Origin of the sequence: Oscillibacter sp., from assembly GCF_032060045.1 — a bacterium.
In the GTDB taxonomy this organism is placed as follows: Bacteria; Bacillota; Clostridia; order Oscillospirales; family Oscillospiraceae; genus Oscillibacter.
Map to the genome: position 1 here is coordinate 1 of NZ_DAMBZJ010000009.1, position 23,189 is coordinate 23,189.

Annotated in this window: 26 protein-coding genes; 7 read left to right on the plus strand and 19 right to left on the minus strand. The window is 47.3% G+C overall.

The features are described 5' to 3' along the window. Positions 1–92 precede the first annotated feature (92 nt). The 10 genes from RT018_RS05215 to RT018_RS05260 all read right to left on the minus strand — a co-directional run bounded on the left by RT018_RS05215 (position 93) and on the right by RT018_RS05260 (position 7,384). Positions 93–932, minus strand: coding sequence for a hypothetical protein (locus RT018_RS05215; RefSeq protein ID WP_312939907.1), 840 nt, complete (start codon positions 930–932; stop codon positions 93–95). A gap of 356 nt (positions 933–1,288) precedes the next feature. Then, positions 1,289–1,603, minus strand: a complete 315-nt coding sequence (locus RT018_RS05220) for a hypothetical protein (protein ID WP_312939908.1) — start codon at positions 1,601–1,603, stop codon at positions 1,289–1,291. A gap of 395 nt (positions 1,604–1,998) precedes the next feature. Further along, positions 1,999–2,487, minus strand: coding sequence for a hypothetical protein (locus tag RT018_RS05225; RefSeq protein WP_312939910.1), 489 nt, complete (start codon positions 2,485–2,487; stop codon positions 1,999–2,001). 85 nt (positions 2,488–2,572) lie between these two features. Next, positions 2,573–3,043 (minus strand): hypothetical protein, encoded by a 471-nt coding sequence (locus tag RT018_RS05230; RefSeq protein WP_312939911.1) that lies wholly within the window; start codon positions 3,041–3,043, stop codon positions 2,573–2,575. Further along, positions 3,015–3,476 (minus strand): hypothetical protein, encoded by a 462-nt coding sequence (locus RT018_RS05235; protein WP_312939913.1) that lies wholly within the window; start codon positions 3,474–3,476, stop codon positions 3,015–3,017. The genes RT018_RS05230 and RT018_RS05235 overlap by 29 nt, the downstream gene beginning before the upstream one ends. A 194-nt stretch (positions 3,477–3,670) precedes the next feature. Continuing rightward, complete coding sequence (locus RT018_RS05240; RefSeq protein ID WP_312939915.1) at positions 3,671–4,264, minus strand: hypothetical protein; 594 nt, start codon at positions 4,262–4,264, stop codon at positions 3,671–3,673. 79 nt (positions 4,265–4,343) lie between these two features. Further along, positions 4,344–5,063 (minus strand): hypothetical protein, encoded by a 720-nt coding sequence (locus RT018_RS05245; protein ID WP_312939916.1) that lies wholly within the window; start codon positions 5,061–5,063, stop codon positions 4,344–4,346. Between the two features lie 614 nt (positions 5,064–5,677). After that, the gene (locus RT018_RS05250) at positions 5,678–5,848 is read right to left on the minus strand and encodes a hypothetical protein (RefSeq protein WP_312939918.1); all 171 of its coding nucleotides are present in this window, start codon (positions 5,846–5,848) and stop codon (positions 5,678–5,680) included. Between the two features lie 30 nt (positions 5,849–5,878). Next, on the minus strand, positions 5,879–6,766 hold the full coding sequence (locus RT018_RS05255; protein ID WP_312939920.1) for a hypothetical protein: 888 nt from the start codon (positions 6,764–6,766) through the stop codon (positions 5,879–5,881). 324 nt (positions 6,767–7,090) lie between these two features. After that, the gene (locus RT018_RS05260) at positions 7,091–7,384 is read right to left on the minus strand and encodes an AgrD family cyclic lactone autoinducer peptide (protein WP_312939921.1); all 294 of its coding nucleotides are present in this window, start codon (positions 7,382–7,384) and stop codon (positions 7,091–7,093) included. Positions 7,385–7,454: 70 nt separating this feature from the next. On the opposite strand from RT018_RS05260, the gene RT018_RS05265 reads away from it, so the two are divergent. From RT018_RS05265 to RT018_RS05275, 3 genes are read left to right on the plus strand one after another with little or no spacing between them, the layout of a single operon-like run. Continuing rightward, complete coding sequence (locus RT018_RS05265) at positions 7,455–8,780, plus strand: ATP-binding protein (protein ID WP_312939923.1); 1,326 nt, start codon at positions 7,455–7,457, stop codon at positions 8,778–8,780. After that, positions 8,777–9,472: a LytTR family DNA-binding domain-containing protein gene (locus tag RT018_RS05270; protein ID WP_312939925.1), complete on the plus strand. Its 696-nt coding sequence runs from the start codon at positions 8,777–8,779 to the stop codon at positions 9,470–9,472. The genes RT018_RS05265 and RT018_RS05270 overlap by 4 nt, the downstream gene beginning before the upstream one ends. A 4-nt stretch (positions 9,473–9,476) precedes the next feature. Then, positions 9,477–10,040 carry an accessory gene regulator B family protein gene (locus RT018_RS05275; protein ID WP_312939927.1) on the plus strand — a complete coding sequence of 188 codons (564 nt, stop codon included), beginning with the start codon at positions 9,477–9,479 and terminating at the stop codon, positions 10,038–10,040. Between the two features lie 257 nt (positions 10,041–10,297). Here the strand turns inward: RT018_RS05275 and RT018_RS05280 are convergent, their stop codons facing one another. From RT018_RS05280 to RT018_RS05315, 8 genes are all read right to left on the minus strand, one after another. Then, on the minus strand, positions 10,298–10,906 hold the full coding sequence (locus RT018_RS05280; protein WP_312939929.1) for a hypothetical protein: 609 nt from the start codon (positions 10,904–10,906) through the stop codon (positions 10,298–10,300). Positions 10,907–10,955: 49 nt separating this feature from the next. Continuing rightward, entirely contained in the window at positions 10,956–11,507 is a 552-nt protein-coding gene (locus RT018_RS05285; protein WP_312939931.1) for a hypothetical protein, read from the minus strand. A 66-nt stretch (positions 11,508–11,573) separates the two neighbouring features. Continuing rightward, positions 11,574–12,845, minus strand: a complete 1,272-nt coding sequence (locus tag RT018_RS05290) for a HAMP domain-containing sensor histidine kinase (protein ID WP_312939933.1) — start codon at positions 12,843–12,845, stop codon at positions 11,574–11,576. Between the two features lie 62 nt (positions 12,846–12,907). Further along, a complete protein-coding gene (locus RT018_RS05295) occupies positions 12,908–13,582 on the minus strand; it encodes a response regulator transcription factor (protein ID WP_312939934.1) in 675 nt (224 codons plus the stop codon). 121 nt (positions 13,583–13,703) lie between these two features. Beyond that, positions 13,704–14,954 (minus strand): erythromycin esterase family protein, encoded by a 1,251-nt coding sequence (locus RT018_RS05300; protein ID WP_312939936.1) that lies wholly within the window; start codon positions 14,952–14,954, stop codon positions 13,704–13,706. A 282-nt stretch (positions 14,955–15,236) separates the two neighbouring features. After that, positions 15,237–15,713 (minus strand): SAM-dependent methyltransferase, encoded by a 477-nt coding sequence (locus tag RT018_RS05305; protein ID WP_312939937.1) that lies wholly within the window; start codon positions 15,711–15,713, stop codon positions 15,237–15,239. A gap of 121 nt (positions 15,714–15,834) precedes the next feature. Further along, entirely contained in the window at positions 15,835–17,979 is a 2,145-nt protein-coding gene (gene feoB / locus RT018_RS05310; RefSeq protein ID WP_312939940.1) for a ferrous iron transport protein B, read from the minus strand. Positions 17,980–17,992: 13 nt separating this feature from the next. After that, the gene (locus tag RT018_RS05315; protein WP_014119661.1) at positions 17,993–18,229 is read right to left on the minus strand and encodes a FeoA family protein; all 237 of its coding nucleotides are present in this window, start codon (positions 18,227–18,229) and stop codon (positions 17,993–17,995) included. Positions 18,230–18,338: 109 nt separating this feature from the next. On the opposite strand from RT018_RS05315, the gene RT018_RS05320 reads away from it, so the two are divergent. Then, positions 18,339–18,764 (plus strand): metal-dependent transcriptional regulator, encoded by a 426-nt coding sequence (locus RT018_RS05320; protein ID WP_312939950.1) that lies wholly within the window; start codon positions 18,339–18,341, stop codon positions 18,762–18,764. Between the two features lie 240 nt (positions 18,765–19,004). Here RT018_RS05320 and fumC read toward each other — a convergent pair whose 3' ends face one another. Next, positions 19,005–20,363, minus strand: a complete 1,359-nt coding sequence (gene fumC / locus RT018_RS05325; RefSeq protein ID WP_312939952.1) for a class II fumarate hydratase — start codon at positions 20,361–20,363, stop codon at positions 19,005–19,007. A 163-nt stretch (positions 20,364–20,526) separates the two neighbouring features. Here fumC and RT018_RS05330 point away from each other — a divergent pair, with 163 nt between their 5' ends. The 3 genes from RT018_RS05330 to RT018_RS05340 all read left to right on the plus strand — a co-directional run bounded on the left by RT018_RS05330 (position 20,527) and on the right by RT018_RS05340 (position 22,913). After that, positions 20,527–21,036 carry a hypothetical protein gene (locus tag RT018_RS05330; RefSeq protein ID WP_312939954.1) on the plus strand — a complete coding sequence of 170 codons (510 nt, stop codon included), beginning with the start codon at positions 20,527–20,529 and terminating at the stop codon, positions 21,034–21,036. Between the two features lie 133 nt (positions 21,037–21,169). After that, positions 21,170–21,985, plus strand: coding sequence for a transketolase (locus RT018_RS05335; protein ID WP_312939956.1), 816 nt, complete (start codon positions 21,170–21,172; stop codon positions 21,983–21,985). 1 nt (position 21,986) lies between these two features. Beyond that, positions 21,987–22,913, plus strand: coding sequence for a transketolase family protein (locus tag RT018_RS05340; protein ID WP_312939958.1), 927 nt, complete (start codon positions 21,987–21,989; stop codon positions 22,911–22,913). The last annotated feature ends 276 nt before the right edge of the window (positions 22,914–23,189 follow it).

Here is a 23,189-nt window from a genome sequence, read left to right on the forward strand (position 1 = left end):
AATCCAGCCTACCAACGCTGCAAACCAAGCAAGCAAAAGCAATATACTTAGGATTAGTGCTAACCAAGAGATAATTTTGTTTTTTTTCATCATTACCCCCAAGAGATGGTAACAGTGTCGCGAGTATTATATGTGACTTCGTAAGCACGAAGAGCAAAGTCTGTATTATGACGAGAATAAGAATTTATTTCATAATAATCTCCGTCATATTCGGAGACACCATTGTGCTTCTCATCTGTGAGAACATACTTGTGCCCTGACATATTTGTTGAATATCCTCCATCATCGGTGAGTTTCCAATTCACACAAATATCATTGCAAGTTACCCAATAGTCAGGAATAAAAAAGCTTCCGATACTATCTCCAATACCAAGCCACAATACGACTTTGGCAGCAACTTCGCCTGCTATAAGACCGGGAATGCTCAGTACGCCCGTTATAAGTCCAACTAACGAAGCAATATTTTTATATTTTCCAGTTAAGTTATACATGTTCGATTCAGAGGTCTTTTGGTAAGCACAGGTCAAATAGCGGGTTACTGGAATAGTATCATAATATTGATATGTAATTGTACCAGCGGTTGTATAGCTAGCTCTTAAACTGGCCCTAGCGGAATCTTCTTCTTCAAAAAAATATTTAATACTTGAGATGGGATTTCCCTGCTCATAAGAGATATCTTCAATATAATGTTCTGCTCTATGGACATATGATACGCAAGTTGTTACACCTTTGGCAATTTGAGAAATCTTTGCATCACCATTGGGATAATCCTCGATTACCAAGTTGATGTCATTTCCCACATTAACTTCGTTGGCTTGAACTGAAGCATTTGAATATGTGAGACTTGAACAATACTCCGCAGCAAACGCCGGAACGCACAGAGACACGCACATCGCCAGTGCCAGAGCTAAACTCATCATTTTCTTTTTCATGTTATACCTCTTTTCTCATTTTGTAAAGAATTCGCCGGAATAGAGATATGCAAAATGTCATTGAGATAAAACTTACTGCATCGGTCTGCCGCTTTCGCGCTCCGGTGGCATGGGGTCGACGGGTTCGGGTCCCTTTGTAATACGAGTGTCTAAAAAACAGGAAAAGGCGACATTGTTCTTCAAAATTCATGATTTCTTTATGGGTTGCTTCTATATGTTATGCTCGGGCGGAAATCATTTGGGATTCTTGAGATAAAAAACGTCCGAAAGAGCGGATTAAAGAAGCCTTCTAGACTAGCATTCAGGCGACCCTTTCGGGCCGCCTGAATTACAAGTGGTGAACCGTCTATCCGATTTCACTTTTGCAACCTTGCTACAAAAAACTTATATGCTCTTGTAAAAATTTTTTGTATAGCCGTGATAGCAATCGCAGTAAACACCCATAAGATGGTGGTTTTGTTTATAATGACAATGAGCACAAAAAGGAGTACACTTACGAAGCAAAGCATCGCCTGCAAATATAAAAACATGCGTCTTTTGGCTCCCGTAATATCAGTATAAACATCAGTTTTATTTATATTTCGTAATATTGATATACCGAGCCACAAATCGTGAATGAAGTACAAGATTGCTCCAAATTCAAGTAATGAAAACGAATTTGATAAGCTCATAAATAGACATCCTCTAAATTAACTCCAACTAGTCGGGGTGTACTCATTTCCATAAACGTTCCCAAAAAGCAGTCTGCCCAGCGATCTGGCCTTGACAGGGCGCGTTTCCTATATTGGCATAATCGTGGACTGCACGTCGAACGGCAGTCTCCCGGTCTGCCACTGGAACAGTGGCAGAAATAATGTGGCGGTGACAGAATACGTCGTCACAGGCTTTACCCGAATTGTCAGATCAGACGTATTCGATTGATTGTAAAAATAAGGCTACATTTAAGATTTATTATTTTTATCGCTAATCTCCCTGAAAGGCCACATCTGCGGTCTTTCACGGAGATTGATTGAATAAAAACAGATGGTAAAATCTGATAACACATTGCGGGGCAATGATTACACCGTCAAGACGAATGCACCGCCCGCTTGTCTGCTAGTTCTGCAATAAAAAGCTGAAAATATTGCTTATCGCCATAAAAAACGAAACCGTTCACTGTAATCCATGAGTCGTTAAAATAATATGAGGCTATTGTATCTTCGCTTTCTATGTCAATTTTATATGACCACCCACCAGTTTTAATTGGTATTTTTGGAATGCAGAAATCATATCGAAAATTATTTAAAGATGTAATTATTGAATGCACTTGCCCTTTTTCAGGAAATTTCACTTTGTCTCCGGTATTTCCATCTCGGATTTTTACCGATTCAATGGTTGATACATCTATAGAAAAAACTTTGCCACTAAAGGGTTCATATGTGGTAAACACACTGAAACGCGTTGCTAGAAACGAGATGTATATTCCGAGAATGGAATTCCCCCCAATGCCAAAAATATGATATACCTTTTTCGAAAGGGCCATATCAAGTTTTTTCTGGCTGCCATTTTCAAACACGAATTCACCCTTCCCAATAATCATCACCAGAAGCATAGGCCGATGTCAAGGGGGCGCCATCAAGACGATGGCTTCCCCTTGACAGTCATGATTCAACTGAGTACCTAAGAACTAAATCTTCAGATAGAGTAAAATTATCATATTGTTCGGAACCAGCAATTGTACCGCTTGAATCAACAAGAAAATTTATCATCTGCTTGTCATCGACATCAAAACTCCCGATGAGTGGTTCGCTGCCGCTGATTGATATTTTTTCGCTGTAAGTGGAGAGTTCATACGCATCAGTATCGTTACGAATATGAACAAACCGAATATATCCGATATCATGGTTTATGATTATAAATACACTGCTGTCCTGAAGACTTATTTCCTCGACTACATTTTCCTCAGTCTCGTTAAGAGCCAGAAAAATATCACTTATGGAACTGTATTGCTGGGAATTCAGGGTATTGTCTGAGGTGTCTTCACATCCTAATATTAATACGGAGCACATTATCCAAACAGTCAAAATGAAAAGCTTTTTTATATTATTGATACTTGGGATAATATAGGCCATCAGCATATGCACCAACCTTTTGAGGAACAAATCCAGAGACATTATAGGTGTCAGTAAATGTTCCATTATTATATTCTGTTACGACGGTTAGTACGCCATTTGTGTGTCGCATCATGGGCACAAACATAATTCTTGCGGTTTTTCCCGCACCAATGTTAATAGTCATGCCAAAACTAGAGCTGTTCTCCGCAGATTTCGTATATGACACTCCCAATGTTGCAACAATTGTATCTTTATAGGAGGCTGACAAGGATACATTGGCAGTAAGTGTTTCTGAAACTGTCTGGCTTTGCCCATAAGAAATGGAGCCCCCATCCTGTCCGCCCTGCAAAAGGCCTGTAACCGCGTATTCTTTAGAATAAACTAAATAAGTATTACCGCTACTTTCCTGATATTTAACAGTCCGAATATATAGAGGTATGCAAAATGTCATTGCGATAATACTTGCTGCATCGGTCCGCTTCTTTCGCGTCGCCGGGGGCGTGGGATCGTCGCTTTCGGGTTCCTTTGTAATACTAGTGTCTGGAAAGCAGAAAAAGGCAACAGTAAAAAAATAACAGTTACAATTAAAAAAGCAATGTGCTTCGCTTTTGGATTTTCTAGCTTTAACGCTTAAATCATTCCTTTTCAATTTTCCAGCAAAAAAGTAAACACCGGATAAACCGTATTTGAGAGTCGATCCGGTGCAGAGGCATCTCCGTCTGATACGTTAAGATATCCTGTTGCAGCCAGCCGTGCAGAAGTTTGATTTGTGTCGATATTGGAAGATGAACTCATTTGAGTCCATCGCACATTGCTCTGTGTACAAGAAATTTCTGTAATGGGGGAATCAATTTCGTGAATATAGGGGGTTTGATGATCCACAACTACAATGAGAGTGGTTAATTCGCCCTTTATTTCTTTAATTTCAGGAAATGTAAACGCTCCTGTAAACTGATAATAGTTTACACTATTGCCAGTTGAATTGAAAATTTCACTTTCCAAGTCTCTCAGTTCTTTTTCAGCAGACTCATTATCACTGCTATTAAGTTTGGTTTTCAAGCTCACAGCATCTTCAAAGCTGATAATTTCGCAAAATCCAGAATCATTTTCCATCTCAAGGTTCGAAATATTCCACCCACGAGTGTCTGCATTTCCTGTCTTACTAGATAATGCTAGAAATGCAAGACTGCCAACAATTATAAGCAGTATAAGTAATAATAGGCGACGGTGCGTTTTCACAAGTTGCCCTCCAAATTCTATTAAATGGTGACCTGTTTTTATGTTGAAAACCGCAGACTTTCAGTCGTTGTAAGCACCCTTATCTAATGCTAACCGCGCCCCAATTATTGTATATGTATTGTAAATGCCAAACAATAATTGGGGCGCGAGTTTCAGAAAGGTATGTACTGGTTGTGCCTACGCTACCCGAATAGCTGAAGCCTGGAATTATCTCAATGGTGCCACCATGGGATGCGGTGATGCTCGTCGTAAAGTGCCCGGTAGCTGACAATCTTACACTTGTTTTGTCATAAGAAATATTAGAAGATGTTGCCTTCTCAATCCAATCGTAATCATATAGACCGGAAACACGTCGAGTTGAGAGCATATCAACTCTGTCAATTAATCGCGTGTGCCCGTAATCCGAAAATGTGACCACTGTTGCAGTGATTGCACATCTGAAGCTGCTGTTCCCCGGATAAGAAAATTCCTTCTCGTAATTTTGATACTTAATAATATCATTGGCATACGTACGTTCATTAGTGCGGGAAGTTACATTACGCACCCCAAGTTGAGTTAAGATGCGATTTTCTTCAGCCAGCAATTGCTCTTTTGCATCTTCATACGAAATGTTATCATAATTCATCTTTTGTTCTACAGCTTCTTCAAACGTAATCTCTCGGCAATAAACAATACTCTCCGGGCCGTATTCCGCAAGTTCATAGCAGTCTGCGCCACCCGCCTCCACTGCAAACGCCGGAACGCACAGAGACACGCACATCGCCAGTGCCAGAGCCAAACTCATCATTTTCTTTTTCATGTTATACCGCTTTTCTCATTTTGTAAAGAATTCGCCGTAATAGAGATATGCAAATGTCATTGCGATAAAACTTACTGCATCGGTCTGCCCCTATGCGCAGCCAAAGGCGGTAGCCGCAGCGTTAATCGTTACGGGACAGACTGTGTGCGTTCTTTTCCGCGCCAATGATTTCGGAGACCTCCGCCTCCATGAGCTGCATTCACAGCCACTCCAGCATGCTGAGCATCGGGTCTGGCGTCAACCATACATTTTAGTAGCAAATCTGCGAGCCCTGGGGTATTCTTTCTTTGAGCCATTGGGATTCAAATCCTTCAATGGCTTTTCTATGCCTTAAATTGCGAACTTCATTATACATGACCGTTGTAGATTTCTTTCTTTGCGGCAACTAAGATATAAGTCTTTTTAAGATCTATGCGATGTTCAGTCAATTCCGCTGCTCTAGGTTTCTTTGCTCGTTAGATGCATAACATCCTCTAGGAAATCAATCCTAGAGGGCGCTGTCTAGATACAGGGCTTGTATTCCCCATACAAAAAAAGAGACTATTTAATATAGCTTTGAAATCGTGGATTGAAGTCCTAGAAGGGAAGCACGAAATCGTGCTTCCCTCCTTCTTTTAGACCGCTATCAACACACTCAAGCAAAAAGCGCACACGCCGCTGCACAGGCAAGCCAGTAGCATATAGGCTTCAGGACTTTTTGAAGATGGCTTGAGCGCACTAATTAGGAAACCCGGAAAAAGCAATGCTGAAACCACTTCAATGATTAAATAGATCATCAATTCCATAAAAGTCTCTCCAAGGATCAGAAAATATCATTATGCATAAAAGTTCATATATGAGGTACCGAGCGCCGTATTATATCCACTAAAACTAATGGAGCATCCAGCAGGAAAAGATACGCCCAAACCTACTGATACGTTATAATGTCCGTATGCTCCGACCATAGAAAGCGTGGTAAAATTAGCCCCATGGGAATCCTGCAATTCTATGTACGCATAAATGGCTCCGTTTTTTGCCCAGACAGGGAACCCCCCACTATAAGTTTCCATTGGAATTTTAACATTACAACCACGGGAGGGATTTTCGCTTTCAAGTGAATAAGTTATTTGGGGTTGCACACGAGTAGAATAATAATAGTGGACATCCGCACGGGATTCCCTGAAGTTTACCTTAGCCTCATTGTTAAGGCCATTTGCGTATGTGCCAATCCAAGAAATGGCAGCAGCGTCGGTAAAAGTGACGACAGGCTTATAATCCCAAGACCATGCGTAGATAGCCCCCATCCGCTTGGGCCCGGTAACTAGTTTGCCAAGTCCAGCTGTCAGTGTAGCAGTAACAGCTCTCATTCCAGGACGATCTTCCAGTCTGCCACCATCATACGCTTTTAAAATGGAGACTTCCTCATTTCCATAACAATATTGATCTTCCAATACATTTTCTGGCAATGACGCGCGATACTGAAGTTCTTTTTCAATTGCATCTGATTTAATGTATGCAATATCTTTTGAAGGTACTCCAATAGATTGTAGCTGTATATTTCCCGCTTTACGCACGCTTACAATATAATCGTATTCATTAAAGACATCGGGTGTCATTTCAATTTGCTGCAATGCCTGCTTCTCTTCGTCTGTAGCCCATGCAGGAACGCACAGAGACACGCACATCGCCAGTGCCAGAGCCAAACTCATTAGTTTCTTTTTCATGTTATACCTCTTTTCTCATTTTGTAAAGAATCCCCCGGAATAGAGATATGCAAAATGTCTTTGCGATAATACTTGCTGCATCGGCCTGCTCCTTTCGTGCTCCCGGAGATATGGGATCATTGATTTTCTGCCGAGGCTCTTGCGGAACCAATTTTCGTTTCCTACTGCACGGGACTCACCCCTTTCTTTTTAGAGTTGCTTGTGCGCAATACCAGCCCGCTAATGCAGGTAGCTACTTGCGTTTCCAACTAAAATCAGCAAAACTAGACTTAATCACCAGATTCCAGTTTTACGTGCAGAGCTTCCTGTAAAAGCAATCCGCGCTTACCGCAGTTTCCGGGGGACCTCGGGTTCATAAAAATGGGCGCTGCAGGGTGCCGCTGCAAAGACGGCGGCCAAAGCCATTAAAAAACTACCGCTCGCATGCAGAATCCGTTTCCTCGCAACCCGCTTAAATTCTTTGTCCTGTCTTGTTTTCATTCCGAACAGCTCCTTCATTTTAATTTTTGAGATTTCCAATTTTCTTACATCTCTATAGTCGAAGCTATCACAGAATTTGGAAAAAACAAGGGGTTTAGCGCGAGTTGCCTGTTTTCTGGCGTGAATTGCATCTTGCACCCCTGTCCTCCGCTGCTTTTTTATGGTAATATTAAAAATGGTATCGGTGGGAGGGGTGGATATTTACTGTATGCAATCTTATTTTTGGGAAATATTTGTCTGCCTGGTTGAGGCGCTGCTGATTACCTATTTGCTCTATCAAAAAATCGGTTTAAACGCCCACCGCAAAATCAGGCTGCTTCTTTCGGTGGGCGTCTTAACCTGCACACTGAGCTTATTTACGTTTTTGCAGATATCTTCCAGTCTGCGAATCTTACTCAATTACTCCGTCTGCGTTTTGGCCGCGTTTTGGATATTCAACGGGCTTCGTCGCGCCATGTGGTACAAGGCGGTCCTGTGGCCGGGTATCTACTTTTTAATCGTGGCTCTGGCGGATAATATCACGTTTTCTGTTGGGGAAGCGATGATTGACGTTCCGTTGGAAACGTTCATGGTATTTGGCAACGCCAGAATCCAGTTTACTTTGGTCTACTTACTTCTGATGACTGTAATGGTATGGGTGGCTGCTCATCTTGGCGACCGGGAGCCGGCGTTTCCATTGGCGGTCACTCTGGTCTTGTTCGCGCTGCTGTCCATCGGCATTTTTGCGGAAGAGACCATTTTAGATCTTTCCTTGATCCTGGGAACCAATCCCGCAACCCAAGCGGAGGCAAGGAAACTGACGGCATTAAGCTATATCCTACTACTGATTCTTTTTACGCTGTTGGTCACGTTTGAGTGGCTGGGTGTGATTCTCAGAAAAAACAGGGAACTACAACAACAGCAGCAGCTGACGCTGGCCGAGCAGCAGCAATATGATTTAATGGTTTCCACAACCGAATCCCTATCTGAATGGAAACATGACTATCAAGGGCAGCTTCGGCTGATTTCCGCCCTGATCGAACAGGAAAAATACGCGGAGCTGAAGCAATTCTGCGGACAGCTGGACTCCGCACTGCCTGCTTCCGCCTGCATGTTGTGCAGTGGAAACCGCACGATCGACGCCGTCATTTCTCTGCGCATCATGGAGGCACGGCGACACAACATTCGTTTTGCTACCCAACTGTATCTGCCCAATGAAATTCCTTTAAAAGACGTGACCTTTGCCTCTCTTGTAGGCAATCTATTGGATAACGCAATTGAGGCGTGCAAAAAAGTTCCTGAAAATGCCTCCATTAAGTTTGAAATCAGGCCATGGAAGCAAATGATGTATCTCTTCTGCTCGAATTCTTCCGATGGAGCGTATTTGCATGGGGCGCAGGGGAGTCTGCTCTCCACCAAGAGAGAAAACCACCACGGGATCGGGATTCGGCGCATCCGGGAGATTGTCGAGCAAGCTGGCGGAACCTGCCAATTTCAGGCGGAAAAAGACCATTTCAACGTCAGCATTATGATTCCTCTGGAGGATGGGATATGAAGGTCGCAATTGTTGAAGACGAGACGCCTCACGCCGAGGCTTTACAGGATCTGCTGCAGCAATGGTCTGAGGAACATCAGGCCCTGATTGATGTTGCGCTTTTCGACAGCGGCGAGGCAATTTTAAGTGCCTGCGGAGATCTGTTTGACCTTGTATTTATGGATATTCAGATGAAGGGGATGAACGGAATCTCTGCCGCCCGTCAGTTGCGGCAGCAGGGGGTTCATGGTCAGCTTGTTTTTTTAACGTCTTTTTCTGAATATGTATTTGACGGATATGAGGTGCAGGCACTAAACTATCTTATGAAACCCGTCTCCTACGAAAAAATTGCAAAATGCATGGACTATGTGGAGCAGAAGCTGCATGACGATCATTATACGTTCCGGGATCATGATTCTGTGACGCGCATTGCCTATTCCAAGATTATTAATTTTAGCAGCGCCAACCACTATACGCAAATTATTACCACGGAAGGGGACTTCCGGCAGAGGGAATCGCTGCAAATCGTATTTTCCCACCTTCCCAGTCGGTTTCTCTTTTGCCATCGGACAATCATCATTAACATGGAGCATGTATCCAAGCTGAAAGGGCGGGAATTGGTGCTGTCAAACGGCGTAATTGTGCCAATCAGCCAAACCTATTTACAGGATGTCCGGTCCGGGCTGATGTCTTATGCGGACATGATGAGGTAACCATATGATTTCTGAATTATCTCAAAAAATATCGGCGTATCTCATTGAGAACGGCGCCGATCATGAGGAGGAAGAAGTCCTTGCCTATGGGGCGGAGTGCTTTTTAAACCTTCTGATCTCAGACGGACTTTTACTTGTGATTGGGCTTTTAACGCATCACGTGGTGCCCTTATTGATCTGGGCGGTGAGCTTTTCTCTGTTAAGAGCCAACCTGGGAGGGCTGCATGCCCTGTCCCACTTTTGGTGTATTCTGATCGGAACCGGGATCGGCGCGTCCAGCTTGGTCATCAGCCCAGTCTTGGCGGTCCACCCTGTGGCCGCAGTTCTCTGCACCATAGCGGGGGCAATCGTGGCCATTGTGATAGCTCCGGTCCCTCACAAAAACAAGAAACATATTCAGGCGCACAGAAAGAAACTGAAAGTGAAAGTTGCCATCACGGCCGCCATTGAGTGCGTTATGATGTGTGTTTTTTATTTTATTGATCCGATGTACGCGGCCTATTTTGCATGTGGGTTAATCATGGCGGTTGGTCTGGGAGTCGCTGGGACCATATGGAATCCTCGTTGAATGCTTGATTCATCGTGTTATATAACACATCCGCATTTCCTTGATGCGAACATGATGACAGGAAAACGAAGATTTTCAAAAACCTCTTTTTAAATGGCGCCGATTGAGAAAGAATATTCTTTGATTAAACACAAGTGGGCACTGAATCATTCTAAGATTCAGTGCCCACTTGTGTTTGCTTGTAATTTTTACGCGAATCTATAGAAAAACGGGTTTGTTTCGTTGACACTATTTAGTCTCCGTCTTTAGCACCTCTATTATGGGATTCGTTTCAACTCAAATACGGTTGCCTCCAACATGAGGAGAAGTCGATCATTGTTTACATCTATAAAACCTATAGGCATTCCTAGTCCTGTGGAGGAATCAGAAACGCCGAGGATTTTTAGTTCATCATTCATATTTATACTTTCTAGATTAATTTTATCTACTCTATAAAATGAATCGGCATTGTAGTGGATCTCTTGAATATCGTAAATAGGCTTATCTAATTCAAATTGATAAGGTTCATATCCCGCAAAACCTTTTGTTGAGAAGAAATCTTGATCAATAACAATTTGATCGCCTACAATCTTTTGCCCTGTCGGATATTCAGATGCATCATTATAGGAATTTGCAAACCCCAGCATTTTTTCAACTTTCCACGTTCCGTAAAAAAACTTCTCAGTTTCACGATCCAAATCTTCACTGCCTATAAACGGTTCGGATGTGTTGTTTGGAATGTCACCTTCTTCTTTCGCTGCATCCCCAGATGTGGAAGCGCTCGCATCAATTGATGATTTGATTGCAGGTTGGGGTGTTGAAGAGGAATGACTACATCCCGCCAAACAGATACACATTACTGCAAATAGAACCGGTATTTTTTTCATAATTCACCTCCGAATTGATCAATAGATTCGATTGACTGCGTTACAAGCACTACTTGTTTTCCAGGTATTCACGTATAGCAGAAATGGTTAGATCTTGTTCTTCAATATTGTTTGTTATGTCATCAATCAAGTCTGTTGCCAGAATAAAACTCTGATGAGATTTTTCATTGCAAGCTAAAAATATTCTGGCTCTGGGGCGCGGAGTCATACCTTGAGGCCCAGCCCCTGTGACGTAATTAATAATGACAATTACATCTTTGAACTGATCGTTATTCACGTCATAAAAATCTACAGCCTCCACACTATCGAAAAGCCCCACATAGTTTTCTGTGCTGTTATTTTCACAATAGTACGGAAACGAATAAATGACCATATCATCTTTCGTCAGGAAAAAAGAAACATCTTCAAAATCAACACTGTTATCTGGTTCGTAGGATACAAACTTTACGTCTCCCCAATCATCCAACTCTACATCAAAGGATTGATCTTGAATGATTCGGTTTTCATCAAGCGTGATCATATCGGCTGAAGCATCATCAAAACATGCAGATAATCCGCAAACTAAAAATAATACCATTAATCCGAATAGAGTCTTTTTCATATTAATCACCTTTCAAGTATTGGCCATTGCTTTTTTAAATGTTTATCATGTTCAAATCTGGTCTGTTTACGTATCTTTATTGATTTCGGTGGGATTTGCAATCTTGATGGTAACCACCCCGCCAGAATCGCAGTTGCTCAGAACCAGCTGCCCTGCGTGCGCTTTTGTCACTTGTGCTGCAAACCATAACCCAAACCCATTGTGTCCGTCGGTGCCACGTGCCGCATCACCACGCCATAGGCGCTCTGTTGCATGGTGCAACGCCGCCTTGCTGAACCCGGGTCCTTCATCGCGCACAGTGACTTGCCAGCCGTCATCTTCCATACTGCCTTCCAAGTGCACATTTCCGCCCCGCGAGGTATGCTCGATTGCATTTTGAACCACATTGCCGAGGGCGCGCAGTAAATGGCTTTTTTGAATGCGTGCAGCCCCCGAAAGGCCGTTTTGGATGTGCAGGTTGACCCCTTTTGCTTCAGCGATGGCTATTGTACTCTGGGAAAGCTCGTCAAACATGGAAGACAGGCTGGTGCGTTCAAATGCCTCATCCGCACCTGTTGATGCTTCCAACAGGCTGGTTACATACCGCTTGGCCCGATCATTGCTTGCCACAATTGTTTCCACTATTTTGCGGCTGTGTTCTGGAAGTTCTTCATCCAGCAGAAGCTCCGCATTGCCTCCGACCAAGGTGAGTGGCGTTTTTAAATCATGCGCGAGTGCTGCGATTTCCGCCTCCCGTTCTTGCTGTGCCGCCCACTGAGAGGACAGGGAGTTGTACAACGCTTCCCGCATATGCTCCATAGCACCGAGTGCCTGGTCATACTCCCGTATGCCCGCATGGGGAATTAAAAAATCCAACGCCTGCGAGCCAACCTTCTCGCTTACCTCGCTGAACAGCTTCAGCTTGGCGGCAAGCCGCCGACGGAGCCACAGGGTGTTAAACAGCAGACAGACCGCCAATGCAGCACCAAGCGTGGCCAGCCACAGATATTCAAAAGGGGGTAGCTTTCTGCGCAGCACAGGGTTAGCAAACTCCGACCGGTATTGCCATTGAAAGATGATAGTGCTTCCATTTGCATAGGTGTACCTTGACACGTTTGTGCTGGTCGCATCCTCCTTTAAAAAGCCGGCCATGACGTCCAGCCGTTTTCCCTCTACGTTGCTTTCCAACGCCTCGCCGTTTCGGCCAAACAAAGCGTAGTCGGCCAAAAAATTGTCACCGGGAGAAACAAAAATTTTTGGCTCTCCGGCAAGCAATTGCTCGACCTGCTGGTTGGGAACGACTCCCCGGTAAACAATACCGTTGTTTTGAAGTCGCGCAAGACAGGTAAACCATACCATGCAGCATAGCAGCATACAGCCCGACATAACAATCGCAAAGCGCAAAAGCACAAAGGAAAGGCTTACAGAACGCTGTCTTTTCGCCATCTATAGCCCACCCCCCAAACGGTTTCTATGGGATTAAGGCCGTCGGCTTTCAGCTTGGCACGGATATTTTTGATATGCTCAGCAATGGCCGACGAATCGCCCTCGGCGTCGATACCGAAAACCGCTTCGTATAATTGTTCTTTCGTAAACACCTGCCCAGCGTGCAGGGCCAGATATTCACAGATCGCGTATTCGCCTTTGGTAAAGGGCAAGGTGCGTTCGCCTGCGAGGGCCTGTTTTGCCTGCATATCAAAGCGCACACCACCCCGGCTTAGAGTATAGGTCGGCTGACGTACTTCCCGTCGTAGATGGGCATTTACCCGTGTGCGTAACTCCACAATACTAAATGGTTTTTTTATATAATCGTCGGCACCGAACCCAAATCCCTTGACTAGGGCAGCTTCTTCTGCCTTTGCAGTTAAAAATACAATGGGGCAATCCACCTCGGTGCGGATACGGCTGCAAAGAGAAAATCCATCCTCGCCGGGCATCATCACATCGAGCAGTAAAAGATCATACTGCCGGCACAGAGCAGGCTGGACGGCAGCGGCATTGGTTTGGGTGTCCACCTGATGGCCATCCTTTTCCAGGGCGGCGCAAACCAGAGTCAGCATATCCTGGTCATCATCAACCACCAGCACTTTTGGCATAGGCTATCCTCCTTTTTCTGTGTATGACTTTAGGCGCTTCGTCTATTAAACCACAAGACTGCCATAGAATAAAGGTTTGGAGAGAACGTGATAGAAGGAACATGGATCTGTTCATTTAAATTTAACCGATTATCGATGTCGGGCTTGCCTCGGCGACCAATATCATGCCATCGTACAGCTCAGCGGGTGGCTGAAAGATGCGATAGCTTGGGGGTAGAAGGCGCATAAACCAAGTATAACCCTCGCCGAGAGTGCCCATATATATGTACTGCGTGAGGAACTTCGTCAGTTCTGGACTTTTGGAAGCCTTTGCGAAATCCAACCAGCAGATATCCAGCCCTGCCGTTTTTGCCGCCTTGGCCAGTGGATCATGGGAGTAGAAGACCTGATTTGTGCGCCTGCCAGAGGAACCACTGGGCATATTACAGCGTGTTTTGTAGAAATCTGTGCCTATAACATAATAACTCTCGCCCAATTCTTTTGACAACAGCTTCCCCATGGAGTCATAGCTGCCCCATCTGGCCACATGACTGTTGTGACCCGCGACGAAGATGTGCTCACATCCGGCCTTTTGCTCCTGCTCCGCGATCCATTGGGCATTCTCTGCCATGCGCTTGTCTCTCATTGCGCCGCCGTTATCAGTGTCCGACACGCTTTGGAACTCACAGTATTGTAGCAGCATAGCCGCAAAGTGTATAGCCTGCGTGGAGTTTTTCTTACCCTCCAGCTCGGTTCTGACATGAGTTATGATTTCAATCCGCGCTGGGTAGTCATACTCCTCACTCCAATTGTCACTGTCCACGAGCTTCTCCAAGTCGCTCGTATCCACACCCAGCTCCTTGCAAACTTCCGTCAAGAAATGAAAGCTGTATACATATCGCTGCATATCAAAACCATAGAAGCGCAGATCTTCGCCTTCTGCGGCGGTGTCATTATACTGGCGCATAAACGTAATGAGATCCGCCATCTCCTCCGTGCGATATATGGCAAAGCCAATTGCTGCCGCAGCCTCCTGGGCTGTGCCCTCTCCGCCGTGTATATAGCGGTTTACCTGCTCACAGCCACCGTAGTCTCCTTCCAGCGCAAAGGCGCGTACACCATAATTCTGCACCAGAAGTTTAAACACATCCAACTTGAGCTGCTGAAATTCCACATTCCCATGAGTGGCCTCGCCCAGCGCTATGATTCTGGCATCCTCCGATATGGAGATGTCATCCAACGTGCCGGCGTAAACCGCAAACTCCTCTGGGTTCGCACTCTCACCCGTGTCAAAACCACCAAAGTGCATGAATATGAGTGCGGCCAAAGCAAGTGCCCCCAATAGGCACACCAATGTGAGCCGCACCTTAGAGCGTCTTTTCTTCTTCTTCATATTTGACCCCTTTTTGATTTGTTGCTACTATTGTAACAACCGTTTTTAAGGATTTCATAAAGAAGCGAGCATTTAGTGAAGAATAATGGGCGGTTGGCTCTATACGAGCATGTATGGAAACAATTATAGAATCATCTAGAGGAAGCTTATAAATTGAACAGGACTTTTGTTTTCACCGCGGTCAGGTTCTTTGGGACGGGAACGCAGACCGATTGAATCACCATCTTTCGGGCAGAAAGAAAACGCCTGCCTTATGCAGGCAGACGTTTTCAGTAGGTTTGCTTAGCGCTTCATTTCGCTTTCCCAATCGAAATCTCCGGATTCTTCATAACACTTCGGCCAATGGCTGCACCATTCGGGAACAACAGGATTTTCCACCCGGTCAAGGCTGGGTGTGTACGGTTTGATATCCAAAACCGGCGAACCGTCAAACGCTTCGATATATGCAAGGCCAATCGTTGCGTTTTCATGGTCAATATAGGTTACCTGAACACAATCCAGTGCAATCGGATTTGGGCGCATGGGTGAGCGGGTGGCAAATGTGCCAAGTACATCAGGGCTGTGTTTATAGGGGGTTCTTTCCGTGAGATGGCTCCGATCCTTTGGAGTATCACACTCGGAAAACCACCACAGAATCTGAATGTGGCTAAACCCATCCAATCCGGCGAGAGCAGAAGCATAAGCCTTGTCTAAAACAAGCCGCATGTCCTCTCCGTTAGACACAATGGTCCCAATCGTATTCATTTTTAGTTCTGCCATAAATACTAGCTCCTTTTTCGTTATATTTACGGCGCCGTTGATTTTAGTGTAACAGAAGTTTGACACACTACAAGCCTTTTTTTAAAATAACGAATTTTCTTGACGGAGCGAGCCAAGTTACTCATCCTATAAGACGCGCAAATGTGGCAAACAGAATGCAGGAGACAATGCCTACGGATGTTGGAATTGCAGCAGCCAGCGCGGTCCATTTCCAGCTTCCGGTTTCTTTTTTTATGGTCAGCAACGTGGTGGAACAAGGCCAATGCATGAGGGAAAACAACATAGTGCTAATGGCTGTGACCCACGTCCAGCCATTTTCTATAAATAGCGCCTTCATTTGCGCGAGATTGTCAAGTTCGAGAATGCTTCCCTGTGCCATATAAGCCATGATGATAATTGGAATGACGATCTCATTGGCGGGAAACCCCAGAATAAACGCGATTAAAATGACGCCATCCAGCCCCATCAACCGCGCGAAGCGGTCTAAAAAAGAAGCGCAGTGATTGAGAATGCTGGTGTCGCCAACGGAAATGTTTGCCATGAGCCAGATAACCATCCCGGCAGGGGCGGCAACGCAAATTGCTCTGCCAAGAACAAACAGCGTCCGGTCAAAGATGGAGCGAACAATCACTTTCCCAATCTGTGGCTTTCTGTATGGCGGTAGCTCCAGCGTAAATGAAGAAGGAATTCCCTTGAGCAGTGTTTTGGAAAGCAATTTGGTGACCGCAAAAGTTACCACAACTCCGAGCACGATGACGGCTGTCAGCAGGATCGCGGAAAGCAAGGAGGTAAATGCTCCGCCTGAGGTTCCCACAAAAAACATTGTCAGGATGGCAATCAGCGTGGGAAAGCGACCATTGCAAGGCACAAAGTTGTTTGTCAGGATGGCCAGCAGCCGCTCCCGAGGCGAGTCAATAATGCGGCACCCAATAATACCGGCAGCATTACACCCAAAGCCCATACACATGCAAAGCGCTTGTTTGCCACAGGCGCAGCAACGTTTAAAGGGCTTATCAAGGTTATAGGCCACGCGAGGAAGATAGCCGGCGTCCTCCAGCAGGGTAAACAGCGGAAAGAAAATAGCCATCGGTGGCAGCATCACAGCCACCACCCAAGCCAAAACCCGGTAGACGCCAAGAATAAGAATTCCGTGAAGCCAATCGGGCGCATGAAGGTACTGGAAAAATTCCGTGAGCCTGTCTTGCGCCCAAAACAGGCCATTTGATAGCAGTTGCGAGGGATAATTGGCGCCCGTAATAGTAAGCCAGAACACCAAGGCCAACAGGATCAACATAACCGGGTATCCGGTTAGCTTACTGGTAAGAAGTTTATCTAGTCGACGGTCTGAGGCAGCATAATTGTGCTTTACATATGTAATAGCACCGCGGCATACATCCTCCGCGCTTTTTACCAAGGCGGATACGACGAAGTCCTTCAAACGATCTGCGTCAATTCCCTGCGCAGTTAGCTCCTGGTTAGCCTGAGCAATTGCATCTTTTAATTCCGCATCTTGTAGAAACGCTTCTCCAAGATACGTGTTAATTTCCCGGATCAGCGATGCATCCTGATCCAGAAGCTTAAGACTAAGCCATCTGCTGTTCAGTTTTCCACCGGACTTTTGCACCAAAAGCGGCTGAATTTTGGATATGGCGGCTTCGATCATTTCTGGATAGCGGACAGACAGAGGTGCGGTTTGACAATCTCCATCTGTTATGCAATCAAGTGCTTCCATCAGGTCGGATAAGCTCTTCTTTTTTCTTGCAACAGCACCGACGACCGGCACACCCAGTCGCTTCGATAGCAGGGGCAGATCGATACGAATATTCTTCCGCTTTGCTTCATCCATAAGATTTACGCAGACCACTACCTTGGACGAAATCTCAAGCGTCTGCAAGACAAGGTTGAGGTTGCGCTCCAGACATGTGGCATCGCAGACCACGACGACCGCGTCCGGCTCTCCAAAGCAAATAAAGTTGCGCGCAACCTCCTCCTCGGCGGAATGGGCCATCAGAGAATAAGTACCGGGAATATCCACCATGACATAGGATTTCTTTTTTGTTTTGCAATAACCCTGAGCGTTGGTGACTGTTTTTCCCGGCCAGTTGCCTGTGTGCTGATTCATGCCGGTCAGTCCGTTGAAGACCGTGCTTTTTCCTACATTTGGATTTCCAGCCAGGGCAACGACTTTGTCGCTTGGCATTTGTTTTTGTATCACTAATCCGGAATCAACGGCCTTGATTCCAACCGAGCTGTTTGTAAGGCCCATCTCGATACCTCGATTACAACGCGTGAATCAGGATATTTCTGCAATCCTCAGAACGGATTGCGATCACGGCTCCCCGAATCAGAAACGCTGTGGGGTCGCCACCCGGACTTCTGCCCAGACACTCTACATCGGTATTTTCAATCAGCCCAATATCCAACAGGCGGCGCCGCATACTGCCTGTGGATTGCAGCGCGCTGACAGTGGCATGTTGGCCGGGCTTTACATCATTCAAACAAATTTGCTGATTCATAACAGATACACCCTTCGAATAATTTAGGATAAGGAAACTTTCTATCAATATGTTATGCATGGTATCGCAAATGGTTACCGGCACAGGCATTTATGAAAGGGTGCGGAGCATGAGTCAATCAGACGGATTTTATACCATGAAGGGGTATGCCCTCAATGCTGACGGGAAACTGACCAGTGCCATGGAGGATTATCTGGAAATGATTTCGCGCCTGGCGCGGCAGAATGAATCCGTCCGGGTAAGCGATCTTTCTAAAATGCTGCATGTTAAAGCACCTTCCGTCACAAAAATGGTGCAGCAACTGGGGCAGTCTGGACTTATTCAGGCCGAAAAGTACGGAGATATCTACTTGACAGACAAAGGGCGGGAGTTGGGCAATTATTTGCTTTATCGCCACGAAGTACTCCACCGGTTTTTATGTGCCCTGAACCATTCCGACGATGAATTAGAGCAGGTTGAGAAAATTGAACACTTTCTCAACCGTACTACCGTAAAAAATCTGGAGCGCTTGACCGTGGACCTTACAGAGAAATGAGTATTAGGAAGCTGGGTTGTCATGGATTATGCAGAGGCTTACCCCAAAGGCAGAATGTACAACACGGTCGTGGGATAAACGCCGTTGGACTGCGGGGCGAAACGTTGAAAGTTGTAGTGCATGCAATAAAAATGCATCCCTCCGGTTTACTCAGTAAACCGGAGGGATTGCACGATTTGGGGGCATAGACATCAATTTCTGAGGCTGGAAAAAGTCCGCGCCAAAGGAGGAGGGAGCCGCTCAGACCATCTTTTCGGGGCGCACGGCCTTGTCAAATTCTGCGTCACTCAGAAGGCCCAAAGAAAGGGCGGCATCTTTCAGCGTGGTCCCGTCCCGGAGGGCTTGTTTTGCACACTCCGCCGCCTTTTCATAGCCGATTTGCGGTGTGAGACAGGTCACCAGCATCAGGGAACTCTGAAGATTTTGCTCCATCCGCTTCCGGTCGGCCGTGAGGCCCTCCATGCAGTGGACCCGGAAGGATTCCATCGCGTCTGACAGCAGTCGCGCGGACTGCAAAAAATTCTGCGCACACACCGGCAAAAATACGTTTAGCTGGAAATTCCCCTGCGACGCGGCAAAGCCGATCGCCGCGTCGTTTCCCATCACCTGCACCGCCACCATCGTCATCGCTTCGCATTGTGTGGGGTTCACCTTTCCGGGCATGATGGAACTGCCTGGCTCGTTTTCCGGAATATGAAGCTCCCCCAATCCGCAGCGGGGGCCGGAGGCATACCACCTCACGTCGTTGGCAATCTTCATAAGATTTGCCGCAAGGGCTTTCAGCGCCCCGTGGGCAAACACCAGCGCGTCCTGAGAGGTGAGGGCATGGAACTTGTTTTCGTCCGGGACAAATTCCGTGTCGCACAGCTGGGTGAGACAGGCGCAGACCTTCGCGTCAAACCCTTTGGGCGCATTCAACCCCGTTCCCACCGCGGTTCCTCCGATGGCCAAACGGCGAAGCTCTGGAAGGGTTGCTTCCAGCATCCGGCAGGGCGCGTCCACCAGTTCCCGCCAGCCGGAAATCTCCTGAGAGAACCGCAGGGGAGTGGCGTCCTGCAAATGGGTGCGCCCAATTTTGATAATGTCTTCGTTTTCCCGCTCCAGCCGGGCAAGTGTCTCGCTCAGCCGTCTTGCGGCGGGGAGCACGCCTGCTTCCACTGCCAGCACCGCCGCGATGTGTAGGGCGGAGGGAAAGGTGTCGTTGCTGGACTGGGAGGCGTTCACATGGTCGTTTGGATGGAGGGGCGTTCCACGCTCCGCTGCCAGATGAGAAAGCACTTCGTTGACATTCATGTTGGTCTGGGTGCCCGAGCCAGTCTGCCATACCGCCAAAGGAAATTCCTCGTCCCACTCTCCGGCACGGATTTCGCCGCACACGGCGGAGATACGTTCCGCCTGCTCTTCGGTCAGCTTGCCAAAAGATGCGTTAGCCATGGCGCAGGCTTCCTTTAAATAAGCAAAGGCTTCAATGATTTCCCGGGGCATTTTTTCCGTGCCGATTTTGAAGTTTTCAAGGCTCCGCTGGGTCTGAGCGCCCCAGCGGCGTTCCGCCGGAACCAAAATTTCTCCCATGGTGTCCCGCTCGCGTCTCGTTTCCATCCTGCGTCCCCCTGTTTTTGATCTTTTTTCTCATTATAGCGGCCTTTGGGCGAACCCGCAAGTCTCCCATGGCAAGGTTTACGGCAGGGAAGGGGGTGAACGGCGGGGGCTGATTCCATGCGGCTACTTTAAAATGCGGTGCGCCGCAATAAGATTTTGAAATTTGCAAATAATTTCTGGCGGTATCAACATCTTTGACATAGATGCAAAAGGGCAGGTTGTTTGCGCATCAGCCGCGTCCATGTATAACGGCGGGTTCACACCCATCAGCATTTTCGGCAGCGACAAGGATATGTTTCATTTAATTAAAACCGAGTCCGGCCAGTTTTCATATTATTGCATTTCTGCAAACAGTTCAGAGGGGTATGCCTATGAAGCCTATATCAGCTTTGCCCAAGGAGATCTTCTTTCCATGGAGGAGCTTGCCTTCGTGGAGGAAGAAGCAAACCCTGCGTTGTCCGATGAAAAGAGCTACCGATACCGCATAGACGGGAAAGAGACATCGGAGGATGCGTATGTGCGGAAAGTAAACGCGTTTCTTGATAACGCGGAGGAGCTTCCGACAAATGTTTCTGCTGTCATGCTTACGGATAAAGACGATACCTCCGACCTGCAGGCGGCGCTTGAGCTGTTTAAAGAGGCAGCGGCAAATTATAAACCTCTGGAGAATTAAAATAGGTTGGAAGATGGAACCGCTTGTTTTTATGGGTATTCAAACCGTGTCTTTCTTGACACGCAGAGCCACTTGTGATACCGTAGAAGCTTAGGAATACAACCCAAATTCATTGGGAATACGGAGGAAGAATATGACGACGCAAGAGCTGGAAAAATTCTGCGCCGCGGTCCGGAGGGACATCATCAACATGACCGCCGACGCGGGCAGCGGACACCCCGGCGGCTCGCTCTCCGCGGTGGAATTGATGAGCGCCGCGTTTTGCACCCAGATGCGGGTGGACCCCAAGAATCCTCAGGACCCGGACCGGGACCGCTTCGTCCTGAGCAAGGGCCATGCCTCCCCCTGCTACTACGGAGTGTTGGGTGAGCTGGGCTTTTTTCCCAAGCAGGAATTTAAAAGTTTTCGCCAACTCCATGCCATTCTTCAGGGGCATCCTGACGCGAAAAAGGTTCCCGGAGTGGATGCGTCCACCGGGTCTTTGGGGCAGGGCGTGTCCATCGCGGTGGGCATGGCCCTTGGCGCAAAGCACCTGAAAAAAGACACCAAGGTCTTTGTCATGTGCGGCGACGGCGAGGCGCAGGAGGGCCAGGTATGGGAGGCGTTTATGTCCGCCGCCCACTACAAGCTGGACAATCTCACCGTTTTGTTTGACAACAACGGCCTTCAGATTGACGGCTCCAACGAAGAGGTCATGAGCCTTGGTGACCTGCCCGCAAAGCTAAGAGCCTTTGGCTTCGACCTGATCGAGCTGGCCGACGGCAATGATATTGCCGCCGTGGTGGAGGCGCTGAACCGCCCCGCCGTTTCGGGCAAGCCCCGGTGCATTCTTGCACACACCATGAAAGGCAAGGGCGTGTCCTTCATGGAAAATCAAGTGGGCTGGCACGGCAAGGCCCCCAATGAAGAGCAGCGGGCCGCGGCCCTCGCGGAACTGGAGGGAAAGTAAGATGGCAGAGAAGATCGCAACCCGCGCCGCATACGGCGAGGCGCTGATTGAGCTGGGCGCGCAGAACGACAAGGTAGTGGTTCTGGACGCGGATTTGGCCAACGCCACCCAGACCGCGAAATTTCAGAAGGTTTATCCTGACCGCCACTACAATATGGGCATCGCCGAGAGCAATCTCGTGTCGGTGTCGGCCGGAATGTCCACCATGGGGCTGATTCCTTTCTGCTCCACCTTTGCCATGTTCGGCGCGGGCCGCGCTTATGAGCAGGTGCGCAATTCCGTGGCCTACCCCCATTTCAACGTGAAGCTATGCATGACCCACGCGGGTGTCTCTGTGGGAGAGGACGGCGGCAGCCATCAGGCCATCGAAGATTTGGCATTGATGCGGGTGATTCCCGGCATGACGGTGATCGTCCCCGCCGACGCAAAAGAAGCGAAAAAGGCCGTTTTTGCGCTGGCGGAACAGGAAGGCCCTGCTTATCTGCGGCTGGCGCGATTGGCTTCCCCGGTGTTCGAGGAAGACTATCCCTTTGAAATCGGCAAGGCAAACGTCATGCGGGAGGGACCCGACGCGGCCATTTTTACCTGCGGGCTGATGGTGTCCGAGTGTCTGGAGGCCGCAAAGCTTCTGGAGGCCGACGGTTTCCGCGTCAGCGTCATCAATGTCCACACCATTAAGCCCATTGACGCGGCCTGTGTCACGGAATACGCCCAAAAGTGCGGCGCGGTGATCACCGTGGAGGAGCACAGCGTCATCGGCGGTCTGGGAGATGCGGTGGCGGATGTGCTGATGGGCAAGGTTGCCTGCAAGTTCAAGAAGCTGGGCGTCAACGACCGCTTCGGCCAGTCCGGCAAGGCGGAGGACGTTCTGCGGGAATACCGGCTCACCGCCGGTCAGATCGCGGAGGACATCAAGGCTGCCCTGTAAAGCTCTTTGATCTGATTGAATTTTAAAAGCGCGCCTCCGGATTTCCGGAGGCGCGCTTTTCGCTGTATTGCAAGCAATCAATTGATTATCAAATTCTACGGAAGCTTATAGGTCGTTTCAAAAAGAAATCGAAGATTTTTTGAAGCGATCATCCGAAAAAATGGTTTGATCGATTACCTGTCTGCATCATTTTTGGACTTTGGCACATCATAGGGGCGATAGGCCGAGGTGAGCACTTTCTCAAAAATCGGCGCGTCCGGATCCTCCACCCGCTTT

What these genes read in the sequence shown, in the direction of transcription:
- RT018_RS05215 (WP_312939907.1), bottom strand. Translation starts at nt 932, where the DNA reads ATGAAAAAGAAAATGATGAGTTTAGCTCTGGCACTGGCGATGTGCGTG.
- RT018_RS05220 (WP_312939908.1), bottom strand. Translation starts at nt 1,603, where the DNA reads ATGAGCTTATCAAATTCGTTTTCATTACTTGAATTTGGAGCAATCTTG.
- RT018_RS05230 (WP_312939911.1), bottom strand. Translation starts at nt 3,043, where the DNA reads ATGGCCTATATTATCCCAAGTATCAATAATATAAAAAAGCTTTTCATT.
- RT018_RS05235 (WP_312939913.1), bottom strand. Translation starts at nt 3,476, where the DNA reads ATGACATTTTGCATACCTCTATATATTCGGACTGTTAAATATCAGGAA.
- RT018_RS05245 (WP_312939916.1), bottom strand. Translation starts at nt 5,063, where the DNA reads ATGAAAAAGAAAATGATGAGTTTGGCTCTGGCACTGGCGATGTGCGTG.
- RT018_RS05250 (WP_312939918.1), bottom strand. Translation starts at nt 5,848, where the DNA reads ATGGAATTGATGATCTATTTAATCATTGAAGTGGTTTCAGCATTGCTT.
- RT018_RS05255 (WP_312939920.1), bottom strand. Translation starts at nt 6,766, where the DNA reads ATGAAAAAGAAACTAATGAGTTTGGCTCTGGCACTGGCGATGTGCGTG.
- RT018_RS05265 (WP_312939923.1), top strand. Translation starts at nt 7,455, where the DNA reads ATGCAATCTTATTTTTGGGAAATATTTGTCTGCCTGGTTGAGGCGCTG.
- RT018_RS05270 (WP_312939925.1), top strand. Translation starts at nt 8,777, where the DNA reads ATGAAGGTCGCAATTGTTGAAGACGAGACGCCTCACGCCGAGGCTTTA.
- RT018_RS05275 (WP_312939927.1), top strand. Translation starts at nt 9,477, where the DNA reads ATGATTTCTGAATTATCTCAAAAAATATCGGCGTATCTCATTGAGAAC.
- RT018_RS05280 (WP_312939929.1), bottom strand. Translation starts at nt 10,906, where the DNA reads ATGAAAAAAATACCGGTTCTATTTGCAGTAATGTGTATCTGTTTGGCG.
- RT018_RS05285 (WP_312939931.1), bottom strand. Translation starts at nt 11,507, where the DNA reads ATGAAAAAGACTCTATTCGGATTAATGGTATTATTTTTAGTTTGCGGA.
- RT018_RS05290 (WP_312939933.1), bottom strand. Translation starts at nt 12,845, where the DNA reads ATGGTATGGTTTACCTGTCTTGCGCGACTTCAAAACAACGGTATTGTT.
- RT018_RS05295 (WP_312939934.1), bottom strand. Translation starts at nt 13,582, where the DNA reads ATGCCAAAAGTGCTGGTGGTTGATGATGACCAGGATATGCTGACTCTG.
- RT018_RS05300 (WP_312939936.1), bottom strand. Translation starts at nt 14,954, where the DNA reads ATGAAGAAGAAGAAAAGACGCTCTAAGGTGCGGCTCACATTGGTGTGC.
- RT018_RS05305 (WP_312939937.1), bottom strand. Translation starts at nt 15,713, where the DNA reads ATGGCAGAACTAAAAATGAATACGATTGGGACCATTGTGTCTAACGGA.
- feoB (WP_312939940.1), bottom strand. Translation starts at nt 17,979, where the DNA reads ATGGGCCTTACAAACAGCTCGGTTGGAATCAAGGCCGTTGATTCCGGA.
- RT018_RS05315 (WP_014119661.1), bottom strand. Translation starts at nt 18,229, where the DNA reads ATGAATCAGCAAATTTGTTTGAATGATGTAAAGCCCGGCCAACATGCC.
- RT018_RS05320 (WP_312939950.1), top strand. Translation starts at nt 18,339, where the DNA reads ATGAGTCAATCAGACGGATTTTATACCATGAAGGGGTATGCCCTCAAT.
- fumC (WP_312939952.1), bottom strand. Translation starts at nt 20,363, where the DNA reads ATGGAAACGAGACGCGAGCGGGACACCATGGGAGAAATTTTGGTTCCG.
- RT018_RS05335 (WP_312939956.1), top strand. Translation starts at nt 21,170, where the DNA reads ATGACGACGCAAGAGCTGGAAAAATTCTGCGCCGCGGTCCGGAGGGAC.
- RT018_RS05340 (WP_312939958.1), top strand. Translation starts at nt 21,987, where the DNA reads ATGGCAGAGAAGATCGCAACCCGCGCCGCATACGGCGAGGCGCTGATT.